This window comes from Mycobacterium sp., assembly GCF_032159565.1.
In the GTDB taxonomy this organism is placed as follows: Bacteria; Actinomycetota; Actinomycetes; order Mycobacteriales; family Mycobacteriaceae; genus Mycobacterium.
This window is the reverse complement of sequence record NZ_JAVHWR010000041.1, coordinates 1-24766: the sequence shown is the minus strand read 5'-3', so window position 1 is coordinate 24766 and position 24766 is coordinate 1. Positions and strand designations below refer to the sequence as shown.

At 64.6% G+C, this 24766-nt stretch carries 21 protein-coding genes; 13 read left to right on the top strand and 8 right to left on the bottom strand.

Annotated features, from left to right (window positions below; translation table 11 throughout):
• Positions 1 to 71: 71 nt before the first annotated feature.
• Entirely contained in the window at positions 72 to 380 is a 309-nt protein-coding gene (locus QOC76_RS05655) for a hypothetical protein (RefSeq protein ID WP_526355061.1), read from the bottom strand.
• A 473-nt stretch (positions 381 to 853) separates the two neighbouring features.
• Here QOC76_RS05655 and QOC76_RS05650 point away from each other — a divergent pair, with 473 nt between their 5' ends.
• Both QOC76_RS05650 and QOC76_RS05645 read left to right on the top strand, forming a co-directional pair.
• On the top strand, positions 854 to 1474 hold the full coding sequence (locus QOC76_RS05650) for an antibiotic biosynthesis monooxygenase (protein WP_526355059.1): 621 nt from the start codon (positions 854 to 856) through the stop codon (positions 1472 to 1474).
• 156 nt (positions 1475 to 1630) lie between these two features.
• Complete coding sequence (locus QOC76_RS05645) at positions 1631 to 2560, top strand: histone deacetylase family protein (protein WP_526355057.1); 930 nt, start codon at positions 1631 to 1633, stop codon at positions 2558 to 2560.
• Positions 2561 to 2603: 43 nt separating this feature from the next.
• Here QOC76_RS05645 and QOC76_RS05640 read toward each other — a convergent pair whose 3' ends face one another.
• Positions 2604 to 3803 (bottom strand): glycerate kinase, encoded by a 1200-nt coding sequence (locus QOC76_RS05640; protein ID WP_526355055.1) that lies wholly within the window; start codon positions 3801 to 3803, stop codon positions 2604 to 2606.
• Positions 3804 to 4152: 349 nt separating this feature from the next.
• Here QOC76_RS05640 and QOC76_RS05635 point away from each other — a divergent pair, with 349 nt between their 5' ends.
• From QOC76_RS05635 to gcl, 3 genes are read left to right on the top strand one after another with little or no spacing between them, the layout of a single operon-like run.
• Positions 4153 to 5004 (top strand): hydroxypyruvate isomerase family protein, encoded by an 852-nt coding sequence (locus tag QOC76_RS05635; RefSeq protein ID WP_526355089.1) that lies wholly within the window; start codon positions 4153 to 4155, stop codon positions 5002 to 5004.
• Positions 5001 to 5894 carry a 2-hydroxy-3-oxopropionate reductase gene (locus QOC76_RS05630; RefSeq protein WP_526355053.1) on the top strand — a complete coding sequence of 298 codons (894 nt, stop codon included), beginning with the start codon at positions 5001 to 5003 and terminating at the stop codon, positions 5892 to 5894. Before QOC76_RS05635 ends, QOC76_RS05630 begins: the two co-directional genes overlap by 4 nt.
• Positions 5891 to 7684, top strand: a complete 1794-nt coding sequence (gene gcl, locus QOC76_RS05625; protein WP_526355051.1) for a glyoxylate carboligase — start codon at positions 5891 to 5893, stop codon at positions 7682 to 7684. Before QOC76_RS05630 ends, gcl begins: the two co-directional genes overlap by 4 nt.
• Positions 7685 to 7717: 33 nt before the next feature.
• Here the strand turns inward: gcl and QOC76_RS05620 are convergent, their stop codons facing one another.
• A complete protein-coding gene (locus QOC76_RS05620; RefSeq protein WP_526355049.1) occupies positions 7718 to 8488 on the bottom strand; it encodes an IclR family transcriptional regulator in 771 nt (256 codons plus the stop codon).
• A gap of 155 nt (positions 8489 to 8643) precedes the next feature.
• On the opposite strand from QOC76_RS05620, the gene QOC76_RS05615 reads away from it, so the two are divergent.
• Complete coding sequence (locus QOC76_RS05615) at positions 8644 to 9327, top strand: GntR family transcriptional regulator (RefSeq protein WP_526355047.1); 684 nt, start codon at positions 8644 to 8646, stop codon at positions 9325 to 9327.
• A gap of 47 nt (positions 9328 to 9374) precedes the next feature.
• On the opposite strand, the gene QOC76_RS05610 is transcribed toward QOC76_RS05615, so the two are convergent.
• A complete protein-coding gene (locus tag QOC76_RS05610) occupies positions 9375 to 10763 on the bottom strand; it encodes an OFA family MFS transporter (RefSeq protein ID WP_526355045.1) in 1389 nt (462 codons plus the stop codon).
• A gap of 289 nt (positions 10764 to 11052) precedes the next feature.
• The gene (gene frc, locus QOC76_RS05605; RefSeq protein WP_526355043.1) at positions 11053 to 12294 is read right to left on the bottom strand and encodes a formyl-CoA transferase; all 1242 of its coding nucleotides are present in this window, start codon (positions 12292 to 12294) and stop codon (positions 11053 to 11055) included.
• Between the two features lie 612 nt (positions 12295 to 12906).
• Between frc and QOC76_RS05600 the strand changes: the two genes are divergently transcribed.
• Entirely contained in the window at positions 12907 to 14304 is a 1398-nt protein-coding gene (locus QOC76_RS05600; RefSeq protein WP_526355041.1) for an OFA family MFS transporter, read from the top strand.
• Between the two features lie 288 nt (positions 14305 to 14592).
• A complete protein-coding gene (locus tag QOC76_RS05595; RefSeq protein WP_526355039.1) occupies positions 14593 to 15273 on the top strand; it encodes a GntR family transcriptional regulator in 681 nt (226 codons plus the stop codon).
• A 6-nt stretch (positions 15274 to 15279) separates the two neighbouring features.
• Here QOC76_RS05595 and fdhD read toward each other — a convergent pair whose 3' ends face one another.
• Complete coding sequence (fdhD, locus tag QOC76_RS05590) at positions 15280 to 16146, bottom strand: formate dehydrogenase accessory sulfurtransferase FdhD (RefSeq protein ID WP_526355036.1); 867 nt, start codon at positions 16144 to 16146, stop codon at positions 15280 to 15282.
• Positions 16147 to 16231: 85 nt separating this feature from the next.
• On the opposite strand from fdhD, the gene QOC76_RS05585 reads away from it, so the two are divergent.
• The 4 genes from QOC76_RS05585 (at position 16232) to QOC76_RS05570 (ending at position 23123) form a co-directional block, all read left to right on the top strand.
• Positions 16232 to 17581 (top strand): OFA family MFS transporter, encoded by a 1350-nt coding sequence (locus QOC76_RS05585; RefSeq protein ID WP_526355034.1) that lies wholly within the window; start codon positions 16232 to 16234, stop codon positions 17579 to 17581.
• Between the two features lie 24 nt (positions 17582 to 17605).
• The gene (locus tag QOC76_RS05580; RefSeq protein ID WP_526355032.1) at positions 17606 to 17899 is read left to right on the top strand and encodes an Rv0250c family protein; all 294 of its coding nucleotides are present in this window, start codon (positions 17606 to 17608) and stop codon (positions 17897 to 17899) included.
• A 107-nt stretch (positions 17900 to 18006) separates the two neighbouring features.
• Positions 18007 to 19710, top strand: coding sequence for a phospholipase C (locus tag QOC76_RS05575; RefSeq protein ID WP_526355030.1), 1704 nt, complete (start codon positions 18007 to 18009; stop codon positions 19708 to 19710).
• Positions 19711 to 19913: 203 nt separating this feature from the next.
• Positions 19914 to 23123: an ATP-binding protein gene (locus QOC76_RS05570; RefSeq protein ID WP_526355028.1), complete on the top strand. Its 3210-nt coding sequence runs from the start codon at positions 19914 to 19916 to the stop codon at positions 23121 to 23123.
• 200 nt (positions 23124 to 23323) lie between these two features.
• Here QOC76_RS05570 and QOC76_RS05565 read toward each other — a convergent pair whose 3' ends face one another.
• Positions 23324 to 23509: an SDR family NAD(P)-dependent oxidoreductase gene (locus QOC76_RS05565; RefSeq protein ID WP_526355026.1), complete on the bottom strand. Its 186-nt coding sequence runs from the start codon at positions 23507 to 23509 to the stop codon at positions 23324 to 23326.
• 90 nt (positions 23510 to 23599) lie between these two features.
• A complete protein-coding gene (locus QOC76_RS05560) occupies positions 23600 to 24277 on the bottom strand; it encodes a peroxiredoxin-like family protein (protein WP_526355024.1) in 678 nt (225 codons plus the stop codon).
• Positions 24278 to 24550: 273 nt separating this feature from the next.
• Here QOC76_RS05560 and QOC76_RS05555 point away from each other — a divergent pair.
• The coding region (locus tag QOC76_RS05555; RefSeq protein WP_526355022.1) for a TetR/AcrR family transcriptional regulator at positions 24551 to 24766 on the top strand (216 nt) is incomplete at its 3' end.

The following is a 24766-nucleotide window of genomic DNA, read 5'->3' as shown; positions in this document are numbered from 1 at the left end:
CGGATCCACAAGAATCGTCAGGATGCTTCTTGGCGTGCGCAACCCAATCCAGGTGGTTCGGGCGGTGCCTCTCAGCAGGCCAGGTTGACGTAGACGGTTTTGCTGGTCACCGTGTTGACAATGTGGTCCTGGGCCCCAGGTGCACCGGAATCAGTGCGCGAGAACGTCTGGCCAGGGCGCACCCCACTGACCGTGCAGTCCACGGCAGCAGTATCGACGGTGCTCACGATGACGTTGAAGCCCTGCGCCTCCAGCTGACTGATCACCGCACCGGTGGGCGATGGTCCGGACGGAGCCGCGGTCGTGGTTCCAGCCAGCGCTAGCGCGGCGCAAGCCAATGCGCCGCCCCCTGCCAGCGAGGTGAAGAGGATGTTCTTCATTTTCGTGCCTTTCATCCGCTGCCTTGGATTCTCTGAACCCGTAACATGCACATTGAATCATCCGGTTGGGCGATTAAGTTATGCGTCGCCGCTGGTTCAACGGCCTGGAAAACTATCTCGTTCAACATGTCTGGCGTCGCCTCGGTACTTCCTGTTACGCCAAAGCTATGCGGGGGCCGTCGGCCCGTCACGAGTAGCGCACTACTTCACTTGGTCCTTGGCCGCTAGCAATCAGTGAGTAGCACCGACAACTGCGGCGTCTCCTGACAACCTGCCCCGATGGCGCCACCGCAACTGCTTAGTTGCGCTATCTTGTGAAGCACGTATTACTCGGGCGCGCACCAGGTTTCAGCAAAATGAATCCACGTCAGGCTGGCCCCCACCACCCATTGCCATGGCTTGCCCACCGGAGGACGATGAAGTGGTCCGGCGGCGCCGTCGAGACGCTGCCCCACATATAACGGAGGCAGATCATGTATGCACGAAGCACCACCATCCAGGCGCAGCCCTCGTCCATTGACGCCGGTATTGCGCACATGCGCGATAGCGTGTTGCCCGCGCTCGAGAGTGTCGACGGGTTCGTCGGCCTGTCCTTGATGGTCGACCGAACGTCGGGCCTCTGCATTGTTACCAGCTCCTGGGAATCCCAGGAGGCGATGCGCGCGAGCGAGGAGTCCATTCGGGCGATGCGGGACCGGGCCGCCGAGCTTTTCGGTGGTAGCGCGCAGGTCGAGGAATGGGAGATCGCTGCCATGCACCGCGAGCACCCCGCGGGTGAGGGCGCCTGGGTCCGAGCCACCTGGGTCAAGACCGACCCGGGTCAAATCGACGCAGGCATCGATTTCTACAAGAGGACCATCCTGCCCGCGTTCGAGGACTTGGAGGGGTTCTGCAGTGCCAGCCTGCTGGTCGACCGAGCCTCCGGTCGTGGCGTGGCCGCGGCGACCTTCGACAGCGCCGAAGCCCTTGAGCGGAACAAGGACCAGTTGGACAAGCTCAGGGCCACGGGCAGCCAGGAAGCAAACGCAGAGGTACTCGACCAGCGCGACTTCGAGTTGGCCCTCGCCCACCTGCGCGTGCCCGAGATGGCCTGACCGCACAAGCGTGCCGGCCCACCCATGTTGGAGGGACGCTGGGGCTCATTCCACGACCCATCAGCAACCCCTTCGATAAGCGCATTCGCGACGTGATATTTTGCATACAGTATTCGAGCGACCTCGATCTAAGTCATACTCCGAAAGCTTCCGCCCTTGGCCACTTTGCTTCTCCACCATCCCGCCTTCGCCAACCACAAGACCACTGCCGGGCATCCGGAGCGGCCTGACCGCTATCGAGCAGTGACGGCGGCACTCGGCCAGGCGCAATTCGACGCGCTCGTGCGCGACGAGGCCGAGATCGCCGATCTAGATACGACGCGCTACGTCCACACCAACCGATATGTCGATGCCCTCGAAGCCGCACGCCCAAGCAAGGGTTACTTCTACCTCGACGGCGGCGACACCATGATGGAGCCCTCGACATGGGAGGTCGTGCTGCGTGGCGTCGGCGCCACCCTCCAGGCGACGGGCAAGGTTCTCGACGGCGACGTGCAGAACGCGTTTGTCGCTTGTCGTCCGCCCGGTCACCATGCCGGAACCGAACAGGCCATGGGGTTCTGCCTGTTCAACAACATCAGCATCGGCGCGCGTTATGCGCAACAGAAGCACGGGCTGGAGCGAATCGCGATCGTCGATTTCGACGTTCACCACGGCAACGGCACGCAGGAAATCTTCTACTCCGACCCCAGTGTGCTCTACGCCTCGACCCATCAGATGCCGCTTTTTCCCGGCACGGGGGCAGCATCGGAGACCGGCGTCGGAAATATCTTCAACGCTCCTCTGGCACCCGGCGACGGCGGCGCCGAACTGCGCGAAGCTTTCGCACAGAAGATTCTGCCGGCGCTCAACACGTTCAAGCCGGAGCTCATCATCGTCTCCGCCGGGTTCGATGCTCATGAACGCGATCCGCTCGGTTCGTTGCGCATGACGGCGGATGATTTCGCCTGGGCGACGCGCCAACTGATGAAATCAGCTGAGAAGAACTGTCAAGGCCGTCTTGTCTCGGTCCTCGAAGGCGGTTACGACCTTCAGGGCCTTGGGGATTCGGTCAGTGCCCATGTCGGCGAACTGCTGAAGGGCTGAACCCCGATCAGCTCTTGCCGCCTCACCGATGCGCAGCCCGACTTCACTGCGCAAGCTGGTTGACGACGCCGCGATCATCTTGGACGGCGGCGGCGCTCAGCACGTCGCGAGTCATTCGCTCGGTCGCCAAGGCGAGCAGCTCACCGGCGCGGCTGATGGACTGCAGGCGGTCCGGTTCCAGGTCGCTCAGCGCGTAGATGCCGGCGAGCCCGGCAGTGGCGGCTTCGGCCGCGGCCAGGGTCGACACGCCCGCAACGGCGTACGTCGGTACGCCATGAGCACCGGCACGACGACAGATGCCCACCGCAGCTTTGCCACGCAACGATTGGTGATCCAGCGAGCCCTCGCCGGTCACCGCGGCGCACGCGCCCACCAGGTGCTTGTCGAGTTCGACGAGGTCGAGGATCACCTCGATGCCCGGGCGCATGCGCGCCCCCAACACCGCCAGCGCGGCAAAACCGACACCGCCTGCAGCGCCCGCTCCGGCGGCGGTTCGGCAGTCGGTTTTCGTTTCGCGCTCGACGACGTCCGCCCAGACGCGAAGCGCGCGGTCAAGGCCGTTCACTTCGTGCGGGTCAGCGCCTTTCTGCGGCGCATAGACGTTCGCCGCGCCCGATGGGCCATATAGCGGATTGTCGACGTCCACCGCGATCGTGAAAGTGGCGGAAGGGATTTCGGCGTGCAGTCCAGCGAGATCGAGCTGCGCGGCGTCGCCGATGCGCAGGCCCCCGAGACCGAGGCGCGAGCCATGCTGATCGCGCGCCACCGCGCCGAGTGCGGCCAGAAAGCCGGCCCCGCCATCGGTGCTCGCACTGCCGCCGACGCCGATGATGACGTCGCGGCATCCGTGGTCGAGTGCCTGCGCAACCACCGCTCCGAGGCCATAGCTGGATGCGCTCGCGGGAGCCGGTGTGCCACCGGGAAGCCGCTGCAAGCCGCAGATCTCAGCCATCTCGACGACCGTGGTTTCCCCGCTGCGGGCATACGCCGTGAGGCCTATCTGGCCGGTCGGCCCTGGGGCATAAACCGGAATCCGCGTGAATCCCGCGCCCACGACGGTCTCGAGCGTTCCGTCTCCACCGTCGGCTACCGGGCACTCCACTGTCGTCAATGTGGGGTCTGCGCGCTTCACACCCAGTGACATGGCCCGTGCGGCTTGCCGGGCCGTCAGTGACCCCTTGAACTTGTCGGGCGCAATCACCACATGGCGACCTGTCGCAGGCGCGGTTCTTTGCAAGGTCATATCCGGTTCCTTTCAGCTGGACCGCGCGACGACCCAGCCATCTTCCGTCATGCGGAACACCGCTTTCGCGGAAGCGCGCTTCAAGGCTTACCCCATCAACCTTGACAAGCGAGCGGTTCAGGCGTTCACTTTACTACATAGTGATAGATTAGTTCCGCATTACGGAATGAGGCAGCATGAACGCGCTATACCTCGCGCTGGCCATCCCTCTGGGGTGGGCCGTCACCGGTTATGCCCTCGTGTCGGCGCCGTGGCACACAGAAGCGGCGCAATCGAGGACCCGTTCTCATCCGCGGGGGCGCGCCACCGCGAGCAGTCCCCTGTCGCCGACAGGACAGAAAGGTATGCCGTGCTGAACATCGCCTACACCGTCAACTGCTCGATTCTGCTGACCGAGCTACCACTGCTGGACCGGCCGCACGCGGCTCGCGACGCCGGCTTCGCGGCGGTCGAGTTCTGGTGGCCCTTCCAATCTCCGACGCCGATCGACGCCGAAGTCACCGCCTTTACCCGCGCCATCCAGGATGCGGGTGTGCAGCTGACCGGTCTCAACTTCGCCGCCGGAGACATGCCGGCCGGCGACCGCGGGATTCTGTCCAATCCCGCGATGACACAGACATTCCGCGAAAGCGTCGATATCGCCGTCGATATCGCCGAGACGCTGGGAACCCGCGCCTTCAACGCGCTCTACGGCAATCGCATCCCGCAATCCACCCCGGCGGCTCAGGACTATGTCGGAGCCGAGAACCTCGCCTACGCCGCACAGGCGGCGAACCGCATCGGGGCGACGGTGCTCGTCGAGCCGGTGAGCGGCGCACCACACTATCCGCTCAAGACGGCCGCCGACGCCATCCACGTCATTGATCGGATGCAGGGGGAATACGGCGCGACCAACGTGCGCCTGCTCGCCGACCTCTATCACCTCCATGTCAACGGCGACGATGTGGACGCCGCAATTAGCCACTACTGCAACCGGATCGGCCACGTGCAGATTGCCGATGCACCGGGGCGTGGCGAGCCAGGAAGCGGTGAACTCCCCCTGAACAGCTACCTTCAGCTGCTCGCCGCGCTGGGCTACACGGGATACGTCGGCCTCGAATACAAGGCGACGAGATCCGACACCTTCGACTGGCTTCCCCCAGACCAGCGCGGTATCACCGCGCAATCAACACGTCGACACGCCGAAACGAGGATCCAATGAGCACAATCGCTTTCATCGGGCTGGGCATCATGGGCGGCCCGATGGCCGACCATCTGGTCCGAGCCGGCCATTGCGTCGTCGGCCTGGACCACTCACCAGAACGCACGGCTCGTTTGGTCGAAGCGGGAGGCAACGCCGCCGACTCGATCGAACAGGCGGTCAAGGGTGCCGACGTCGTGGCGATCATGGTGCCCGACTCTCCCGACGTGCAGAGTGTGCTGCTGGGCGATGACGGTGTTTTCGCCCATGCCCAGCCCGGCACGCTGGTGATCGACTTCTCGTCCATCCGGCCGGACGTCACCGCGGAGTTCGCCCGCATTGCCACCGAGCGCGGGATCCGGATCATCGACGCGCCGGTGTCCGGCGGTGAGCCGGGCGCCAAGAACGCCACGTTGTCGATCATGGTCGGTGGATCCGAAGACGACTTCGCCTCGGCCAAACCGATTCTCGAGACCGTCGGCAAAACCATCGTGCACGTCGGCCCCAACGGAGCCGGCCAAACCGTGAAGGCCGCCAACCAGCTGATCGTCGCAGGCAACATCGAACTGCTGGCCGAGGCGATCACTTTCCTGCAGGCCTACGGCGTGGACATCGACGCCGCCGTGAAGGTCCTCGGCGGCGGACTTGCCGGTTCGGCAGTGCTCGACCAGAAGGCCCAGAAGATGCTCGACCGCAACTTCGACCCCGGCTTCCGCATCGCCCTTCACCACAAGGACCTCGGCATCGTCACCGCGGCCGCCCGTGAGGCCGGCGTGGTGATCCCACTCGGCGCGGTGGTCGCCCAACTCATGGCCTCCGCCATGGCCAACGGCGAAAGTGGGCTCGACCATTCCGGCCTGCTACTGGGTGTCGAGCGGCTGTCCGGCATCGACAAGGGGCAAGCGAAATGACCCGGATGCGGACGGTCGACGCGGCCGTCAGGATTCTCGAAATCGAAGGCGCCACTCAGGCTTTCGGTTTGCCCGGCGCGGCGATCAATCCCTTCTACTCGGCGATGCGCGCACACGGCGGAATCAAGCACATCCTGGCCCGGCACGTTGAAGGCGCCAGTCACATGGCCGAGGGGTTCACCCGCGCCGCGGCCGGAAACATCGGCGTCTGCATCGGCACCTCCGGCCCCGCGGGAACCGACATGATCACCGGGTTGTACTCCGCCTCAGCCGATTCCATCCCGATCCTGGCGATCACCGGCCAGGCGCCCGTGGCCAAACTCCACAAAGAGGACTTCCAAGCGGTCGACATCACCGCCATCGCCGCACCGGTTACCAAGATGGCGATGACGGTTCTCGAACCGGGCCAGGTTCCCGGTGCATTCGCTCAGGCGTTTCACCTGATGCGTTCGGGGCGGCCAGGGCCGGTGCTCATCGACCTGCCCATCGACGTCCAACTGGCCGAGATCGATTTCGACCCGGATTCCTACCAGCCGCTGCCCGTGTACAAGCCGGCGGCAACGCGTGGCCAGGCCGCCAAGGCGATTGACATGCTGGTGAGCGCCGAACGACCACTCATCGTCGCGGGCGGCGGCATCATCAACGCCGATGCCTCCGATCTGCTGGTGGAGCTGGCCGAGGTCCTCGGTGTCCCGGTGGTGCCGACGCTGATGGGCTGGGGCACGATCCCCGACGATCATCGCCTTGCGGCCGGCATGGTCGGACTGCAGACCGCCCACCGCTACGGCAACGCGACCATGCTCGAATCCGACTTCGTTCTGGGAATCGGCAACAGGTGGGCCAACCGACACACCGGCGGGCTCGATACCTATCGCAGCGGACGGCGTTTCGTTCACGTCGACATCGAACCCACCCAGATCGGCCGCGTCTTCTCCCCCGACTTCGGAATCGTCTCGGACGCGAAGGCCGCACTCGAGCAGTTTGTGGCCATCGCCAAGGAGAGACGCGCAGCCGACGCGCTGCCCGATTGGCGCGGTTGGGTCGACGACTGCCAGCTACGCAAGGAGACGATGCATCGCAAGACGCACTTCGACGACGTTCCGATCAAACCCCAGCGCGTCTACGAGGAGATGAACCGCGTCTTCGGCCGCGATGTCCGCTACGTCAGCGCGATCGGGCTGTCACAGATCGCCGGCGGACAGTTCCTGCAGGTGTTCAAGCCACGCAACTGGATCAACTGCGGCCAAGCCGGACCGCTCGGATGGACCGTGCCTGCCGCCCTTGGTGTCGCCGCCGCCGACCCCAACGCCACCGTGGTGGGGCTGTCGGGCGATTACGACTTCCAGTTCCTGATCGAGGAACTCGCGGTCGGGGCCCAGTTCAACCTGCCCTACGTGCATGTCCTGGTGAACAACTCCTACCTGGGATTGATCCGCCAAGCGCAGCGCAACTTCGACATGGACTACTGCGTGTCATTGGCGTTCGACAACATCAACTCCCAGGAGACGGACGGCGATGTCCCCAAGGGGTACGGCGTTGATCACCTGCGAGTCGTTGAGGGCCTGGGCTGCAAGGCAATTCAGGTGGTCGAACCGCAGGACATCGGTCCGTCGCTGGCACGGGCGCAACAACTTGCGCGCGAGCACAAGGTGCCCGTGGTGGTCGAGGTCTTCCTGGAGAAGATCACCAACATCGCGATGGGCACCGAGATCGACAACGTCGTCGAGTTCAACGATCTCGCCGAATCGCCGGCAGACGCACCAACGGCTGCCGCACTGCTCGTCGATTAACCCCGACCGATGCAGCGCCCACAGTCGGCGTTCCTAAACCGCCGCCTCTTTGTCGAATTCCGAGGCGAGATCGCGAGCCACCCGTTTCAGCAGCGGCGCGACCTTCGTCGCCGACTTCAAGGTGAGACGCGACGCCGGGCCGGAGATCGAGATCGCGGTCGATGTGGGTGCGTCCGGCACCGGCACCGCGAAGCACCGCACACCGATCTCCTGTTCGCCTTCGTCCACCGCATAGCCGCGGGACCGGCTGAGTTCGATATCCCGCATCAGCGCATCCGGAGTGGTGTGTGTGTTCTCGCTGGAGGCGGGCATCCCGGCGCGCTTCAGCACCGCGAGCACCGCCTCGTCGGGAAGCTGCATCAGCAGCGCCTTTCCCACCCCGGTGCAATGCAAGTGCACGCGACGGCCCACTTCCGTGAACATTCGCATCGAGTGCGGCGACGGGACTTGGGCAACATAGACCGCCATGTCGTTATCCAGCACCGCCATGTTGGCGCTCTCGCCCGTCCGCTCCACCAGTTCAGCAAGATGTGGCCGCGACCACGCGCCGATGAGTTGGGCTGCGCTCTCCCCCAGCCGAATCAACTTGGGCCCCAGCGCATAGTGCCGATTGGGCAGCTGCCTGACGTACCCCATGTTCAGCAGCGTCCGCACCAGACGATGAATGGTTGGTTGCGGCAGTTCGGCACGAGCCGCCAACTCCCCGAACGCGATTGACGGGCCCGCGCTCGCCATGATCTCGAGCAGCTCGAACGCACGCTCAACCGATTGGACGCTGCCCTTGATCGGCGAGTCATCCGCCATCGATGCCCTCCGATCCATTGAGCCGGCTCCGCTTGGTGGCAGAATCGTTTCGCATTACGAAATGATTATGCACGGCGCGGGTACCCACGTTGCCACCTGGATTGCCTGCTGACGACCGTATGCTGGGTCGTCGTCGCCGAGAGCGGGAGTACTGCATGACCAATCCGTCAGCCGGGACGCGCCTGGAGCGTCCGGCACCGCTGCGGCAGGCGGTATACGACGTTCTCGTCGAAATGATCGTCAGGCGTGAGTTGCAACCGGGTGCGCACCTGGTCGAGCACGAATTGGCGGCCCAACTCGGGGTCAGCAGACAGCCTGTTCGGGAGGCGCTGCAGCGCATGCAGAGCGAGGGCTGGGTGGACCTTCGCCCCACCCTTGGCGCTTTCGTCCACATTCCGACGGACGTCGAGGCCGATCAGCTTCTCGCCGTGCGGACCCTGCTCGAGGCGGAGTCCGCCAGGCTGGCCGCCGGCGCCGCGACACCGGAGCGTGTCGAGCACCTCTGGGAGCTCCAACGCACCGGGGAGAAGGCGCTTGCCGACGACGATCAGGAAGGTCTTGTCGCCGCGAACGCGGCTCTGCATGCCGCGGTCGTCACGATGTCCGGCAACAACATTCTGGCCGATCTCATCGGGTCGGTCGACCGCCGGGTGCGGTGGTACTACCTGCCCATCGCGCTGGCGCGAGGCAAGGACGCCTGGGACGAACACGCCGAACTCATCCAAGCGATCGGCAGGCGGAGCTCCAAGCGGGCAGGCGAGCTGATGCGGCAGCACACCGAGCGCACCCGCGAGATCTACCACGAGCAAAGACAGGAGACGGCCGAGGGGACTGCCTGACCGGCACTTCCCCTCGGCCGCCGAATTCCCGCTTGCGACCGGCCTTTTCAGTCGGCCAGCGTCACCGCCATCGGTATCCCGACGGGGACTGTGCTTGGCGCGGCCGCAGCCACGGCCCGACCCGGCTGCCGCAGGAAGAACGCGATCCCCGCTGAGACCAGGGCACTCACCGCGGCGATCCAGTAGGCACCGGTGTAATCCCAGGCGTCGATGACGTTCGCGCCGACGCCGATCCCCACGACCGACCCGATCAACTTGGAGCTGTAGATCAGGCCGTAGTTGCTGGCGTTGTTGTTCTCGCCGAAGTAGTCCGGGGTCAGCGAGGCGAACATCGGGTAGAAGGCGCCGCCGCCGAACCCGACCAGGAAGGCGAAGGACAGGAACGCGAACTCGTTCTGCGCCTTGCCTGCGTACAGCAGGCCGACCAGTGCCACCGCCGATACCAGCAGCACGGCGAGCAGGGTCTGCTTGCGCCCGAACCGGTCCGATACGTAACCGGTCAGCGTGCGACCGGTGCCGTTGATGATTGACAACACACCGGCGGACGACGCCGCGATCAACGGGCCGAAGCCGAGGTCCTTGGCGAACGGCACCATGTAGCTGATGCCGAACAGCGAGACGCCCGCGCTGATCCCCAGCGACAACCACATGAGTGGCAGCATGCCGGTCCTGATCGCCTGCATTGGCGTGTACTGCCGGACCGCGGGCGGGTTCTTCCGAAGGCTCTCCGCGCCCTTCGTGCTGGTCGCCCACTGCACCGGGTCAACCTCGGACGGCCACCAGTTCTTCGGCGGGTCCCGGAACATCAGTCCGCACACAGCGACGACCACCAGCATGTACACGCCGACAAGGTCGAGAACCCAGACGTAGGTGTTCGGATGCAGGGCGTAGCTGAAGATGAAGATGAACGGCACAGCGCCGTAGGCGAATCCGCCGTTGACGAACCCGGTCTTGCCGCCTCGCCGCTCCGGGTACCACTTCCCGACGAGGTTGATGCACGTCGCGTACACCAGACCTGCGCCGATGCCGCCGCACACAGAGAACCCCAGGTAGACGATGACCATGTTGTCGCTGTTGGCGAGGCTGACGAAGCCGATCGCCGACAGGACAGCGCCTGCCAACATTGCAGTCCTGGCCGAGACGATGTCCTTCTCGCGAAGCTTTCCAGCGGGAAATGCGACGCCTGCCTGGAAGAACGCCCAGATGGAGAGCAGCCAGAACGTCTCCTCCATGGACCAGCCGTGCGCATCCCGTAGAGCTTCCTCGGCGGCGCCATAGCCGTACTCATAGACACTGATCGCCATCATGGCTGCCCACGGCAGCCATACCATCCAGGCGCGGGACCTACCGAGGAGTTCACGGTCGGTCTCCCCGACGCGGTAGACGCGGTTGTTCGCGTCCGTGATCTCCCGATAACTTGCTTTCGTTTCCGACATCGTAGATTCTCTTTCTGGCGAGGGTTACAGACTCGCGCTTCTACCGCCCGTCGCGTCAGGTTTTCGCGACAGACACAGGAAGCGCCTGCGCTGCACGGGGATACGGCCCCCGGGCAACGATCGGACGACACACGTCCGAGGCTCGGCGTGCGTCCCGTTTGTTCTTGGCCTCAGGCCGAGGGCAACTACTAGCGCCCCCTTGGCGAGCGACCTTTCCAGCACCACCTGTGCTGCCGCGCGGTTTACCGCATAGTGATTTCGCCCTTTCGACGTAGGACCACTGACATGCTCAGATTGCTCCGGCAGTCCTGAAAAGCTCCAGTTGGTCAGGCGAGTAGCCAAGCTCGGTGCAGATCTCGTCGGTGTGCTCGCCGAGCAACGGCGACCGGACGATATCGACCGGTGAGTCCGACAGCCGCAGCGGAGAGCCGACGGTCTTGAACGGACCCCGCTCGGGATGGTCGACGGTGACGATCGCGCCGAGATCGGCTAGTGTTTCGTCCTCGATCAGTTCCTTGGTGCTCAGCACCGGACCACACGGGACGTTGAGGGCATTCAATGCCTCCAACGCCTCCCACTTTGTGTGCTTCTCCGACCAGTCCTCGATCAGGGCAAAGACTTTGTCCAACTTGGGCAGTCGGTCCTCGGGCCGGGCCCAGTCAGGATCATCGGCGAGCTCTGGCCTGCCGATCAGCTCCGCCAGCGGCGCCCAGATCTGGGGCTGGACGATCACATAGATGTAGTCGTTGGGCCCGCCGCCTTTGGTGCGGACGGCCCAACCCGGTTGGCCGCCGCCGGATGCGTTGCCCGATCGCGGGACCTCGTCGCTGAAGCGTTCGTTCGGGTATTCCACCAGCGGGCCGGCCGCGAGCCGTTGCTGGTCACGCAGCTTCACCCGGCAGAGGTTGAGGACCGCGTCCTGCATTGCGACCTCGACACGCTGCCCACGACCGGTGTTCGTGCGCTGGTAGAGCGCGGCCAGGATTCCCGTGACCAAGTGGATGCCGGTTCCCGAATCGCCGATCTGCGCACCGGTCGCCGTCGGCGGCCCGTGCTCGAAACCCGTGGTGGCCATGGAACCGCCCATCGCCTGGGCGATGACTTCGTAGGCCTTGAAGTTGAAGTACTTGCCGGGTCCGAAACCCTTGATGGAGGCGTAGATCAGCCGCGGGTTGATCTGCCGTAGCCGCTCCCAGGTGAACCCGAACCGATCGACGACCCCCGGCCCGAAGTTCTCGACGAGAACGTCGACGCGCGACACCAGGTCGATGAAGATCTGCTGTCCCTCATCGCTTTTCATGTTGAGGGTGATGCTGCGCTTGTTGCAGTTGAGCATCGTGAAGTACAGGCTGTCGGCGCCAGGGACGTCGCGAAGCTGCCTGCGGGTGACGTCGCCGCCCGCGGGCGCCTCGAGCTTGATGACGTCGGCGCCGAGCCACGCGAGCAGTTGCGTCGCAGAAGGACCCGACTGCACATGCGTCATGTCGAGGATCCGGACGCCGTCCAATGCCTTCCCGGCTGCATCAACCATGACAACAACTCCTTCACTCGCTGCGGTGGATGCTCCTGCGATGTCCATCACAGATTGCATACCGTATGAGGTAGACAACAGTGTGGCGCACGTTACATCGGTTGTCCAGCGATCCGCAGACTTTTCGACGGACGGCTATCGGACGGACTGCAGCAGGGGATTCCGCGGCCCGGTTGGGGTACCCAGGCCTGGCTTGTCCACAGCGAACTCCCAGCTAGAACTTGCTGCAGATGCCGGGTAACCGGGAAGCCAATCCCGTTTATTCACAAGGATTTTCGTCAGCGCCGTTGATCTTTTATGCCCGCTGGCGCGGCAACGGCACTGGTGGCCATTCGCGTTCATCCCAGGAGACTTACAGGGAACTGATCTTGCGCACCTCAGGATTGTATGTAGTATACCGCGATATGTGATCCCGGTTACTTTGCGGAAGTTGAGTGACTGGCTTCACAGACCAGTTGTATGCAATATCCCATCCGGCGTGCGGACGGCGAGGGCTCAGACGTCAGCCTCGGCAACAAGCTCAGCCTCAACGCAAAGGGGTCATCTCGTGAATTCCCCCACCGACCAAAGAAAACAGTCGCAGGATCACATGGCACCAGGAGGTTCGAAAGCATGAGTTCGCCAGCGCAGCCAAAATTCCGAGAGGTAATCGACGACAACGGCAGGGTGTATCGGGTAGGCGAGACCGACCGCGACATCATGGGGCGGTCACGGGCATGGATGGTGTGGCTTCCATGGATCGCGATGATGGCCATCAGCTCGTCCGAATACGCGTTCACCTCCGCCGAGGACACGCTGTCAGAAGCACACGGCTGGCACGGCGCCCACATCTTCTGGCTGCTGGGCGTATGGGTGCTCTTCCAGGCCGCGGTCGCGTTCCCCGCCGGTCGGCTGCGGGAGAGCGGCAGGCTGTCGGCACGGTCGGCGATGATGATCGGTGCCGCCGGGGCGCTCCTCGGTTACCTCTCGCTGGCGTACGCCCCGCACGTCCTCCTCGCGTACCTGGGCTTCGGCTTCTTCGGCGGAGGCGCGGCCGGTTTCGTGTACGCGACCTGCATCAACATGGTGGGTAAGTGGTATCCCGAACGCAAGGGCGGCAAGACCGGATTCGTCAACGGTGGCTTCGCCTACGGGTCGGTGCCCTTCATCTTCCTGTTCACCAGCTACATGGATCTGGAGAACTACCGGGGCATCCTGTTCGCGGTCGGCGTCTTCTTGGCCGCACTGGTCGCGATAACTGGCCTCTTCTTCAAGGATCCGCCGAAGAACTGGTGGCCCCCGCACGTCGACCCGCTCAAGGTGTCCGAAGATCCGCGAGTTCGCCGCGCCCTGCGCAAGAACCCGCCGGCGGTCAAGCAGTTCACCCCGATGGAAGCGATCAAGACCGGCATCCTGCCGCTGATGTGGTTCCTGCTGCTGTGCACCGCGGGCATCAACATCTTCGGCATCGCCATGCAGGTGCCCTTCGGCAAGGAGATGGGCTTCGCCGGTGGGATCGTGGCACTCGCGATGAGCCTCAAGGCCATCATCAACGGCACCGGGCGAGGGGTGATCGGCTGGATTTCCGATCTGTACGGGCGCCGGAACACGCTCATCATCGTGTGCGCGGTGCTCGGCCTTGCCCAATACGCGGTCTACTTCTCCGGCTCCATCGGCAGCATGCCGCTGTTCCTACTGGCATCGATGGTCTCCGGATTCGGCGGCGGCGCGATCTTCCCGCTGTTCGCGGCGATGACCGCCGACTATTTCGGTGAGAACAACAACGCCACCAACTACGGCCTGGTCTACAGCTCGAAGTTGGTTTCCGGACTCGTCGGTGCGGGCCTGGGTGCGGTCGTGGTCGACACGTGGGGTTACGGCACCGCGTTCGTGATCGCCGGTTCGGTCGGCATCGCCTGCGCCTTCATCTCGGTCTTGCTCCGTCAGCCCAAGCTGCCTACGCAGAAGCCGACGGAGCCGGCACCGATCGAGGTGACGCCGATAAAGGAAAGGGCACTGGTAGTCGACTAGCGACGGCTGCCTCGAGTCCGCACCCCGGGTGTGGTGGTCCTGTTCAGGGCCTCCTCGCCCGGGGTGTTTCGTTGCGCGGCGCGTGCGGTCTAAGCGCGAGCAGCTATCGAACCGGAAATCCGGGTACTCAAAGGACGACACCTTCGTCGACACCTGCCTTGGTACGCAGGTTATTGCATACGAAACGCTGTATGTTTGTATCCGCCCGCTAGCACTTGGTTAAGGAGCGCAGCAATGTCACTTCCCGCCCAGGATTCGCGTAGTCGAACCCCGGCTTCGAGGAACAGCGTGCTGGCAGACCCCGCAGCGCGCCGCGTGCAGCGTCCCGCCCCCCTGCGTCAGGCCGTCTACGAAGCGATCGTTGAACTGATCGTGCACGGAACTCTGAAAAGGGGCCAGCACCTGGTCGAGAACGAGCTGGCGGAGTACCTCGGCGTCAGCAGGCAGCCGGTGCGAGAAGCCTTGCAGCGCCTACAGACCGATGGCTGGATCGAACTACGGCCGGCACAAGGCGCTTTCGTGCACGTCCCTTCCGAGGAAGAGGTGGACCAGCTCCTCAGCGTGCGAACGGTCCTAGAGGCATACTCAGCCCGGCTCGCCGCCGAGCGCGCCACCCCCGAGGACGTCAACCTGTTGTGGGAGTTGCAGCAGGATGGCCTGAATGCGTTGACGGCCAACGACCCGGAGGGACTGGTGGCGGCCAACGCGGCACTGCACGCCGCGATCACTGCCCTCGCGGGGAACGCCGTGCTCGCCGAGCACATCTCACTCGTCGAACGAAAGTGGCGCTGGTATTACCTCCCGATCGCGCAACCACGAGGCCAGGGCGCGTGGACCGAACACGCCGCACTGATCAAGGCCATCGCGGCCGGCGACGCCGATCAGGCGACCGACATCATGACTCGGCACACCGAATTGACTCGCGAGTCCTACCACGAACAGCGGATTGCCAAGACCGACACCGAGTAGCGGTCGTCAGATCGCCTGTCGCCGACCGGTATCGGCACTTTCGTCGCGATCGGCAGAGATGCGCTCGAGTCCGGAATAGATGTTCATCGACGATCCGCGCAGGAAGCCGATCAACGTCAGTCCCATCTCCCTGGCGAGGTCGACGGCAAGCGACGACGGCGCGGACACCGCGGCCAGGGCGGGCACGCCGGCCATCACCGCTTTCTGCACCAGTTCAAAGGAAGCCCGGCCACTCACCATCAGGGTCGTGCCGCTCAGCGGCAGCCGGCCTGCGTCGAGCGCCCATCCTATGACTTTGTCCACGGCGTTGTGCCTGCCGACGTCCTCCCGCACGCATAACAGCTCCCCGTCTGCGTCGAACAACGCGGCCGCGTGCAGTCCGCCCGTGCGGTCGAAGACCCGCTGAGCCGCCCTGAGCTTCTCCGGCAACGTGGTGATCGTTGCGGCGTTGAGCCGCAGCGGATCACGAGCGACGTGCCACTTGCTGGTGGTGCGCACCGCCTCGAGGCTGGCCTTGCCGCACAGGCCGCACGATGACGTTGTATAGAAGTTGCGTTCGAGCGACGGGTCGGGGGCAGCCACACCGTCTTCGAGGAGCACGTCAAGCACGTTGTACGTATTGACGCCATTGGCGGTCGCTCCCGCGCAGTAGCGGATCGCGACGATGTCCGAGTCGGCAGACACCACGCCTTCGCTCACGAGAAAGCCGCGGGCCAAATCGAAGTCGTCGCCTGGGGTCCGCATCGTCACGGTGAGCGCACGGCCGGCCACCCTGATCTCCAGAGGTTCTTCCGCGGCCAGGGTGTCCGGACGGGAATCTGCCACCCCGTCGGCCATGCGCACTACTCGGTATCTACTGGTTACGCGTCCCATTCCGGCTCCCGAGGTGCTTCGTCCAATAGACAAGTGATCCAGGTCACGCTAAACTCATCGCATACTGTATGCAATAGGAGTCTACATGTCCCCCACCAGCGCCCCAGTCGCCGTCGTCGAAGTCCGGGACCTCAACGGACGCTCGTACCGGGTCGGTGAGCGACCGCACGACATCATCGGTCACTCCCGGAAGTGGATGCTTTGGCTCTCATGGGCGGCCATGGCGGGGATCGGCGTGCTGCAGTATGGCTACGGCGTCGCCATCACCGCGCTGCACGTGACTGACGGTTCGACTGTGACGGGCGCCCTCTGGGTGCTCGCACTGTGGGTGGTGTTCCAGGCCGGCGCGGCCGCGCCAACTGCCGCGTTGAGCCACCGGTTTGCACTGGCCCCGTCGCGCGCCGTGCTCGTCGGAGCCCTGTTGTGCGCCGCCGGCCCATTGACCCTCGCCTACACCGACAGTTTCGCGCTCGCGGTGCTCGGTTACTCGGTGCTGTCCGGTACGGGCGCCGGAATCGTCTATGCCACATGCACGTCCACCGTTGCGAAGTGGTATCCAGAGCAGCGCGCCGTCCGGGTCGGGTTCGTCACCGGAGCCTTCGGCTATGGTGCCGTGCCGTTCATCGCGCTCTTCGCCGCCGTCCTCACAGCAGGAAACCGAGCGGCAATCTTCGCAGGCGTTGGCATCTGCGTCCTCCTCGTCGTCGCCGTGTGCGGCGCGCTCTTGCGCGATCCGCCGGCGGGCTGGTGGCCACCCGAGATCGACCCCAAACTCTGGGCGATCGACAAGCGGGTAAACCGCAGCCTGCGCAACAACGTCGCAGCGGTGCGGCAGTACTCACCTCGCGAAGCCGTCCGGACGCCTGCATTCGTGGTGATGTATCTCATCCTGGTCTTCGCCGCCGCGGCCTCGCTGCTGGCCATCGTCTACGTCCCGTTCGTGGCGATGGCCCATGGGTTTTCGCTCGCCGTCGGAGCGTCGGCGGTTGGTCTGCTCGCTGTCGTCAACGGCGCGGGCCGCAGCGTCGCCGGTCGGATCTCCGACCGCTTCGGGCGCCGTGAGACGCTGAGCGCCGCGCTTCTGCTCGAGGGCTGCGCACAGTTGGGGCTCGTCTGTTCCGCATCGGCCGGACAGGTCGTCGCGTTCGTGGCCTTCGCTGCGCTGAGCGGGATGGCGGGCGGCGCGTTCTATCCGCTGTTCGCGAGCCTGGTTGCCGACTACTTCGGCGAGCGGAACGCCGTGCGCAATTTCGGCGTGGTCTATAGCGCCAAGCTGTTCGGCGGCATCATCGGCGTCGGTCTCCCTGCGATGGTGGTCGCATCGGATGGACTCACGCATCTGTTCGTCGCCGCCGGCCTCCTCAGCCTGTGCGCCGCCGTCATGACGCGGATGCTTCACCGACCCGGATACCCGGCGTTGCACCTGCCGCGGTAATCGCTGACCCCCGAAGGAGATCCGATGTCCAGCATGGCCGAACGAGAAGAGCTCAACGAGCTGAGCGGCGCCCTATTGAAGTGCGTGACCTCGTTGGCATCAAAGTGTGGCGACACACCGGCTATGCGTCGACTCGTCAATGACGCCGAACGCATCCTCAATGGCGTCGACCGGCTCGAAATCGATGCCGAAGAGCTCGAAGTGGCCCGTGGGCTCACCCCGTCCGTCGAGATGGTCCAGATCCCGGACACGCAGTACGACATCGACTTCTGGCGCGACGTCGATCACGAAGGTATCGGCGGGCGCAGCGGCGCGTAACGCCCAAACGTACATTTGGGCGCAAAAGAGCGAGTAGCGCGCACCATTTCGTCGATCTCGGCGCTGCGGTTACCCGCATCAACCGCTGATACGGTCCACGACGCCGTATGCGATCTCCATTACCGCGGTGTCTCGGAGCGACTGCACCACCGTTGGCGTTCACAGCTGGGGTTTACCTGTTGTCCAACTGTGGGTTGAATGCTTCCCTGATGATGTCCAGACGGCCGAGTAGGGCGGTACTCGTTTTCGCGGGGATCCTTGCACTGTTGTTGAGCGCGTCCTGCGCCGGAAAGCCTGCGCCCCGTGCCAGTACCGCGACCCCGATTCATCACCTGGTAGTGATTTTCCAGGAGAACGTGTCGTTCGACCATTACTTCGGCACGTACCCGAACGCCGCCAATGTTGACGGTCAGCCCTTCACTGCCATGCCCGGTACACCCAGCGTGGATGGCCTGACGCCAGGGTTGTTGACCCACAACCCGAATAGGGCGCAACCGATGCGCCTCGGGGGGCTGGCCCAACAGGTGACTTGTTCTCAAGATCATGAATACACCGCCGAGCAACTGGCATTCCACGGTGGAGCCATGGACCAGTTCGTCGAACACACCGACGTCTCGGACTGCACGCCACCGGTGTACAAGGTCCCTGGCCTCGTGATGGGTTACTACGACGGCAATTCTGTGACGGCTCTGTGGAACTACGCGCAGCATTACGCGCTGAGCGACAACTCGTACGACACCACTTTCGGGCCGTCCACCCCGGGTCATCTCAGCCTCGTCTCTGGTCAAACCCACGGGGTAGTAAAGGAGTTCATGCCGGGCGGGAAACCATTCCCGGCAGGTGACGTGGTCGAAAACGCCGGCGGCGGGCAGGGCACGGTGATCGGTGACCCTCAGCCGTTCGGCGATGACTGCTCGAGCCGCGACCAAGTGCAGCTCACCGATGACAACAAGAACATCGGCGACCTCCTGAACGCGAAGGATGTCACGTGGGGTTACTTCCAGGGCGGGTTCAAGCCGACCGCCACCAAACCCGATGGCACCGCTGTGTGCGGCGCGACCCACAACGTGGGGGCCGTCCTCGGCGGTACAGGCAAGTCGGGCCTGCTGCCGCTCGGCACGAAGGACGACTACATCCCCCACCACGAGCCGTTCCAGTACTACCGTTCAACGGCCAACCCTCACCACCTACGGCCTAACTCCGTAGATCAGATCGGCCACACAGACGCGGCCAACCACCAATACGACCTGTCAGACTTTTGGGCCGCAGCCGACTCGGGCCACCAGCCGTCAGTGAGCTTTCTGAAGGCACCGGGATACCAAGACGGGCACCCCGAATATTCCGATCCACTCGACGAGCAACAGTTCCTTGTCGAGACGATCAACCACCTGCAGAAGCTGCCCGACTGGAAGGACATGGCCATCGTCGTCTCATACGACGACTCCGACGGCTGGTATGACCACAAAGCGTCGCCGAACCTGTCGACATCCGCTTCGCCAGCGGACGCGTTGACCGCCCCGGGCACCTGCGGCGACTCCGTCGCCCATCCGTCCACTTACCAGGGCCGTTGTGGATACGGGCCACGACTGCCGCTGTTGGCGATCTCGCCGTATGCCAAACCAAACTTTGTCGACCACACACGGACGGACCAGACCTCGATCCTGCGGTTCATTGAGGACAACTGGGGTACCGGCCGCATCGGTGACGATTCGTTCGACGCCCGAGCCGGTGTGCTGGACAACATGTTCGCCTTCACCGGGCCCGCCCAACCGACGTTCATGCTCGACCCGATGACGGGCACTCCTCCCTAGACGGCGGGACTGCCGCCGGTGTTGGTGGCGGCTGATGGCAGCGCACGCATCCGCAGGCGAGCCGGACGCGCCACCGCTGGTCTTCTCCGGCAAGGAGTCGGGCACGTCGAAGCCGTGTGCCTTACGAGGGACGCGAAATTTCGTCTCGGAGGTGGCACGCCGATATGACGGACATGGAGGACCAGCGGTGAAACGATACTCACGTGGACCCCAGCGGGGACGGCCGCGGTGCGCTGACAGCGGCGGAACTGCCATGTGGATCGTGCGGCACCGAGTTGCCGCCGGACTCACGGTTCTGCAACAAGTGCGGCGCGCCAGTCAGGCCAGCCGCGACGGTGGCGGAGTACAAGCAGGTGACGGTGCTGTTCGCCGACGTCGTGCGCTCTATGGATATTGCCGCGGTCGTCGGGGCGGAGCGGCTGCGCGAGATCATGACCGAGCTGGTCAACCGCTCGTCGCGGGTAGTGAAGCGTTATGGCGGGACGGTGGACAAGTTCACTGGCGACGGGATCATGGCTGTGTTTGGCGCGCCGGTGGCGTTGGAGGACCACGCTGTGCGTGCCTGTCTGGCAGCCTTGGGCGTTCAGGAGGAGGCCAATCGGCTCGCCGTCGAAGTCCAAGACCGCGACGGGATCGACTTCCGGCTGCGGGTGGGGCTTAACTCCGGTCAGGTGATCGCCGGTGAGATCGGTTCGGGGCCGTTCGGTTATACCGCTGTGGGTGAACAGGTCGGGATGGCTCAGCGGATGGAGTCGGTCGCTCCGCCTGGTGCGGTGATGCTCGGCGCGTCCACTGCCCGGCTGGTTGAAGACACTGCCACTCTCGACGAGCCTGAGCATGTTCTGGTCAAGGGGGCCGACGCACCAGTCACCGCCTATCGGCTGTTGGGCATGGGCGAAGAGCATCGCGGCGTGGGGCCTGCTGAGTCGAATCTCGTTGGTCGGCAGTGGGAAATGGCCGCCGCTGAGGGCCTGCTGCAACGCGCCGTCGACGGCCACGGCGCGGTGGTCGCCCTGGTGGGGCCACCGGGCATTGGAAAGAGCCGTGTGACGCGAGAGATCGCCGCGCTAGCGGCCGCTCGGGGTGTCGACGTGTTCACCGCCTACTGCGAATCACACACCACCGACATTGCCTTCCACGTCGTGGCGCGGCTGCTGCGTGCAGCCACCGGTGTGCGTGGCCTGGACGGCCCGGACGCCCGTGACCGAGTGCGCTCCCGGGTGCCGGATGCAGACCCCGAGGACTTGTTGCTCTTCGATGACCTGTTGGGAATCGCCGATCCCGAGGTTGCTGCCCCGACTATCGATCCCGATGCCCGGCGGCGGCGGTTGACCGCGCTGGTCAATGCCGCCTCGCTGGCCCGCCAAGCACCAGCGGTCTATGTCATTGAAGACGCGCACTGGATCGATGAGGTCAGTGAGTCGATGCTGACGGAATTCTTCACGGTGATTCCGCAGACACCCTCGCTGGTACTGATCACCTACCGCCCCGAATATCGACGTGCATTGACGCTGGTGAGCGGTGCGCAAACCATCGCCCTTGCGCCGCTGAGTGATCCGGAGACCACAGCACTGGTCGCGCAACTGCTCGGGCCAGACCCCTCAGTCGGCACGGTGGCCACCATGATCGCCGAGAAGGCCGCCGGAAATCCATTTTTCGCCGAGGAGATAGTGCGCGACCTGGCCGAGCGCGGTGTCTTACGCGGCAACCGCGGCGCCTACGAGTCGACCGCCGATGTTGACGAGGTCAGCGTGCCAGCCACCTTGCAGGCGACCATCGCCGCCCGCATTGACCGGCTTGACCCGGCGGCCAAGCGCACATTGAGCGCGGCGGCTGTCATCGGTTCGCGGTTCAGCCGGGGTCTCCTCGAAACCCTGGGCATTGATCCCGTCCTCGGGGACTTGGTGGGCGGCGAGTTCATCGATCAGATCACATTTACCCCACAACCCGAGTACGTGTTCCGCCATCCACTGATCCGCGCCGTGGCCTACGAATCGCAGCTCAAATCTGATCGCGCCGAGTTGCACCGGCGCGTCTCGGCCGCAATCGAATCACGTGACCCCGCTGCGGCCGACGAGAACGCGGCGCTGATCGCCGAGCACCTGGAGGCTGCCGGTGATCTGCACGCCGCCTATGGCTGGCACATGCGCGCCGGGGCGTGGGCGACTACCCGTGACATCGCCGCAGCATGGCTGAGTTGGGAGCGTGCGGAAAAGATCGCCGACTCATTACCCGCCGATGACCCCAACCGGGCAGCCATGCGCATCGCCCCGCGCACCATGCTGTGCGGGACCGCCTGGCGAGTCCATGTGAACGTGGCCGGGGACCGCTTTGGTGAATTGCGGGAACTATGCGCCGCCGCCGGGGACAAGGCGTCGCTGGCAATCGCAATCGCGGGCCTGGTGATGGATCACGCTTATCAGGGCCGGGTGCTCGAAGCTTCGCGGCTGGCATCGGAAGCCATGGCCCTCATCGAGTCGGTCGGCGATGCGACCTTGACGGTGGGGCTGTCCTTCGCGGCAATCTACGCCAAGGGTGAGAGCGCCGAGTGGTGTGACGTGCTGCGGTGGTCGCAGAGGGTCATCGACCTGGCCGACGGTGACCCGTCTAAAGGCAACTTCATTTTCGGGTTGTCTCCGTTGGCGGCCGCCTTTGCGACGCGGGCTCTTGCCCGTTACTGGCTGGGTCGTCCTGGATGGCGCGACGACCTACGGCACGGCCTGGCCATGGCCCGCAGCGCCGGCCCCATGTCCTATGCCACCGTCGTCAGCTGGGTCTACTTCCCGGTGATACCGCTTGGCGGCCTGAGGCCCGACGATCGCGCGGTGCGCGAGATCGAGAATGCCCTGCGGATTGCCGAACGGTCTGGTGATGATCTCGCGGTGGCGCTCGCCCGGGTGACGCTCGGCGTTGGGCTGCTTCACCGCCCAACGGCTGCGGAGCGTGACCGCGGACAGGAGCTCTTGGCCGTGGTCAGCGAGGTGTTCCTGCGCCGGGGATACCTCCTGGGCGATTTACCGATCGTCAACGTGTACTTGGCGCGCGAGAGGGCTCGGCGTGGAGATCGCGATGACGCCATCCCGCTCATGCGTGCCGGCATCGACCATCTGGTCCGCAACGGACAACTGCTGGGGTGGGGCGTTCCTGCGACGGGTGTTCTGGTGGAGACACTGGTCGAACGCCGGGCCGACGGTGACGTCGCCGAAGCCGAGGCCGCGATCACCAGGTTGGCGGACGCGCCGGCCGGCGACCGGCTGGTTATCCGGGAAGTCTGGCTGCTGAGACTGCACGCGCTACTGGCGCAGGCACACGGCGATGAGGCCGCATACCGTGACTACCGCGACCGCTACCGCGCGATAGCGACATCTCTGGACTTCGAGGGGCATCTGAAGTGGGCCGAGGAAATGCCATGATGGTTACGAATAGCGCCGGCGTGCCGGAAGACTGGGGCAGCCCGCTAGCGATGGATATGCGTAACGCCGAAACGTACGTTTGGGCGCAGAAGTGCGAGTAGCACACACCATTTCGTCGATCTCGGCGCTGCGATAAACCCGCATGGCACCTGCGAACCGGCATAGACGCAACAGTCCCGAAATAGACGACATATGAGGGTCTACGAAACTCCGTCTCGAAGCCACCGACGCCGAGTACCGACAGCGGCGTTGTCGCCGCGGGCCTTGTCGCCGCCGCTGACGATGACGTGGGCGCCACGGGCGACGAGTTGTTCGGCGACTCCCCGGCCGATGCCGCTGGTGCTGCCGGTGATCAGCGCTGTTTGGCCGACGAAGTCCTGAGACACGCTTGGCTCCTTACTGTTTGGGCCACTGAAGGCGATGGTGTTTGGGTGGGGCGGTCCCGCCGGGGGTGAGCGGGGGCCGCCCCGCAGGGGTCAGGACACGGTGTCCAGGCCGGCGAGGATGTCGCTGACCTCGGTGCGGGTGGTGTAGTTGGGGTGCACGTCGATCCAGCGGATCACCCCGGTCGGGTCGACGATGACGACAGTGGGCATGGGTATGCCGTAGGTGCCGTCGGCATTGACCTCGGGCAGGTCTAAACCCATCGCGCGCTGCGCGGCTCGGGCATCGTCGGGGGGTGCGGTCATCACGCCGAGCCGTTTGGCGATCTTGTTGCCCGGATCGGACAGCACGGTGAAGGTCAGCGCGTTCTTCTCCTGGGCCGACAGTGAGCCGTCGGATTTCTGCGGGCTGATGGCCACCAGCGCAGCGCCCTTGTTGGCCAGCGTAGGGACGAGGTCGTCCTGGTAGGCGCGCAGCGCCAAATTGCAGTAGGGGCACCACGCGCCGCGGTATAGCACGACCACCGCGGTGCGCCCGCCCAGCGCGGCCGACAGGGTGGTCGGCGCGCCGTGGACGTCGAGCAGGTCGAAATCGCCGAGCGTGTCGCCGGGTTCGGCGATGCCGGTGGGGATGCCGTGAGCATCCAGGCCGGCCTGCTCGGCGCCGAACACACGGAGTACCTCGTCGGGGATCTGGCCGGCCCTCCCTGCGTCCATCTTGGCGACGCGATCGGCGATCGTGGTGGTATTGGTGTTTGCAGCGGTCGTCATCAAAGAGCCTTTCAGATGTGTGCCGGTGCCACACAACGGTTTCCGGCAGGGTCCGAATTTGCGACACGACGCTAGCTTGCATCCAGAAAAATGGAGTGTCAACTCCAAAAAGTCTGCTGAGCACTCGGTGCATCAGATTTTGGAGTTGACACTCCATTTTCATCGGGCTCCAATGGTGAGAAGACCATGACGAGATCGACGAGAGGCTGATGTGACGGGTCAGTTCGCACCCCAACACACCGCATGCGATCGCTCCAGTAGAAAGCCGCTCCGATGCCTACCACTGCACCAGAAAAGCTGACTCCCAAGGGCCGCGCGACCCGAGAACGGATCGTGGCCGCTGCCGCCGAACTGATGTCCCGGCGTGGGGTGGCCCGCACCACCATCGAGGACATCCAGGAAGCCGCTGCGGTGAGCACTTCGCAGATGTATCACTACTTCGCCGACAAAGGCGACCTGGTCGCAGCAGTTATCGACTTCCAGACCGAC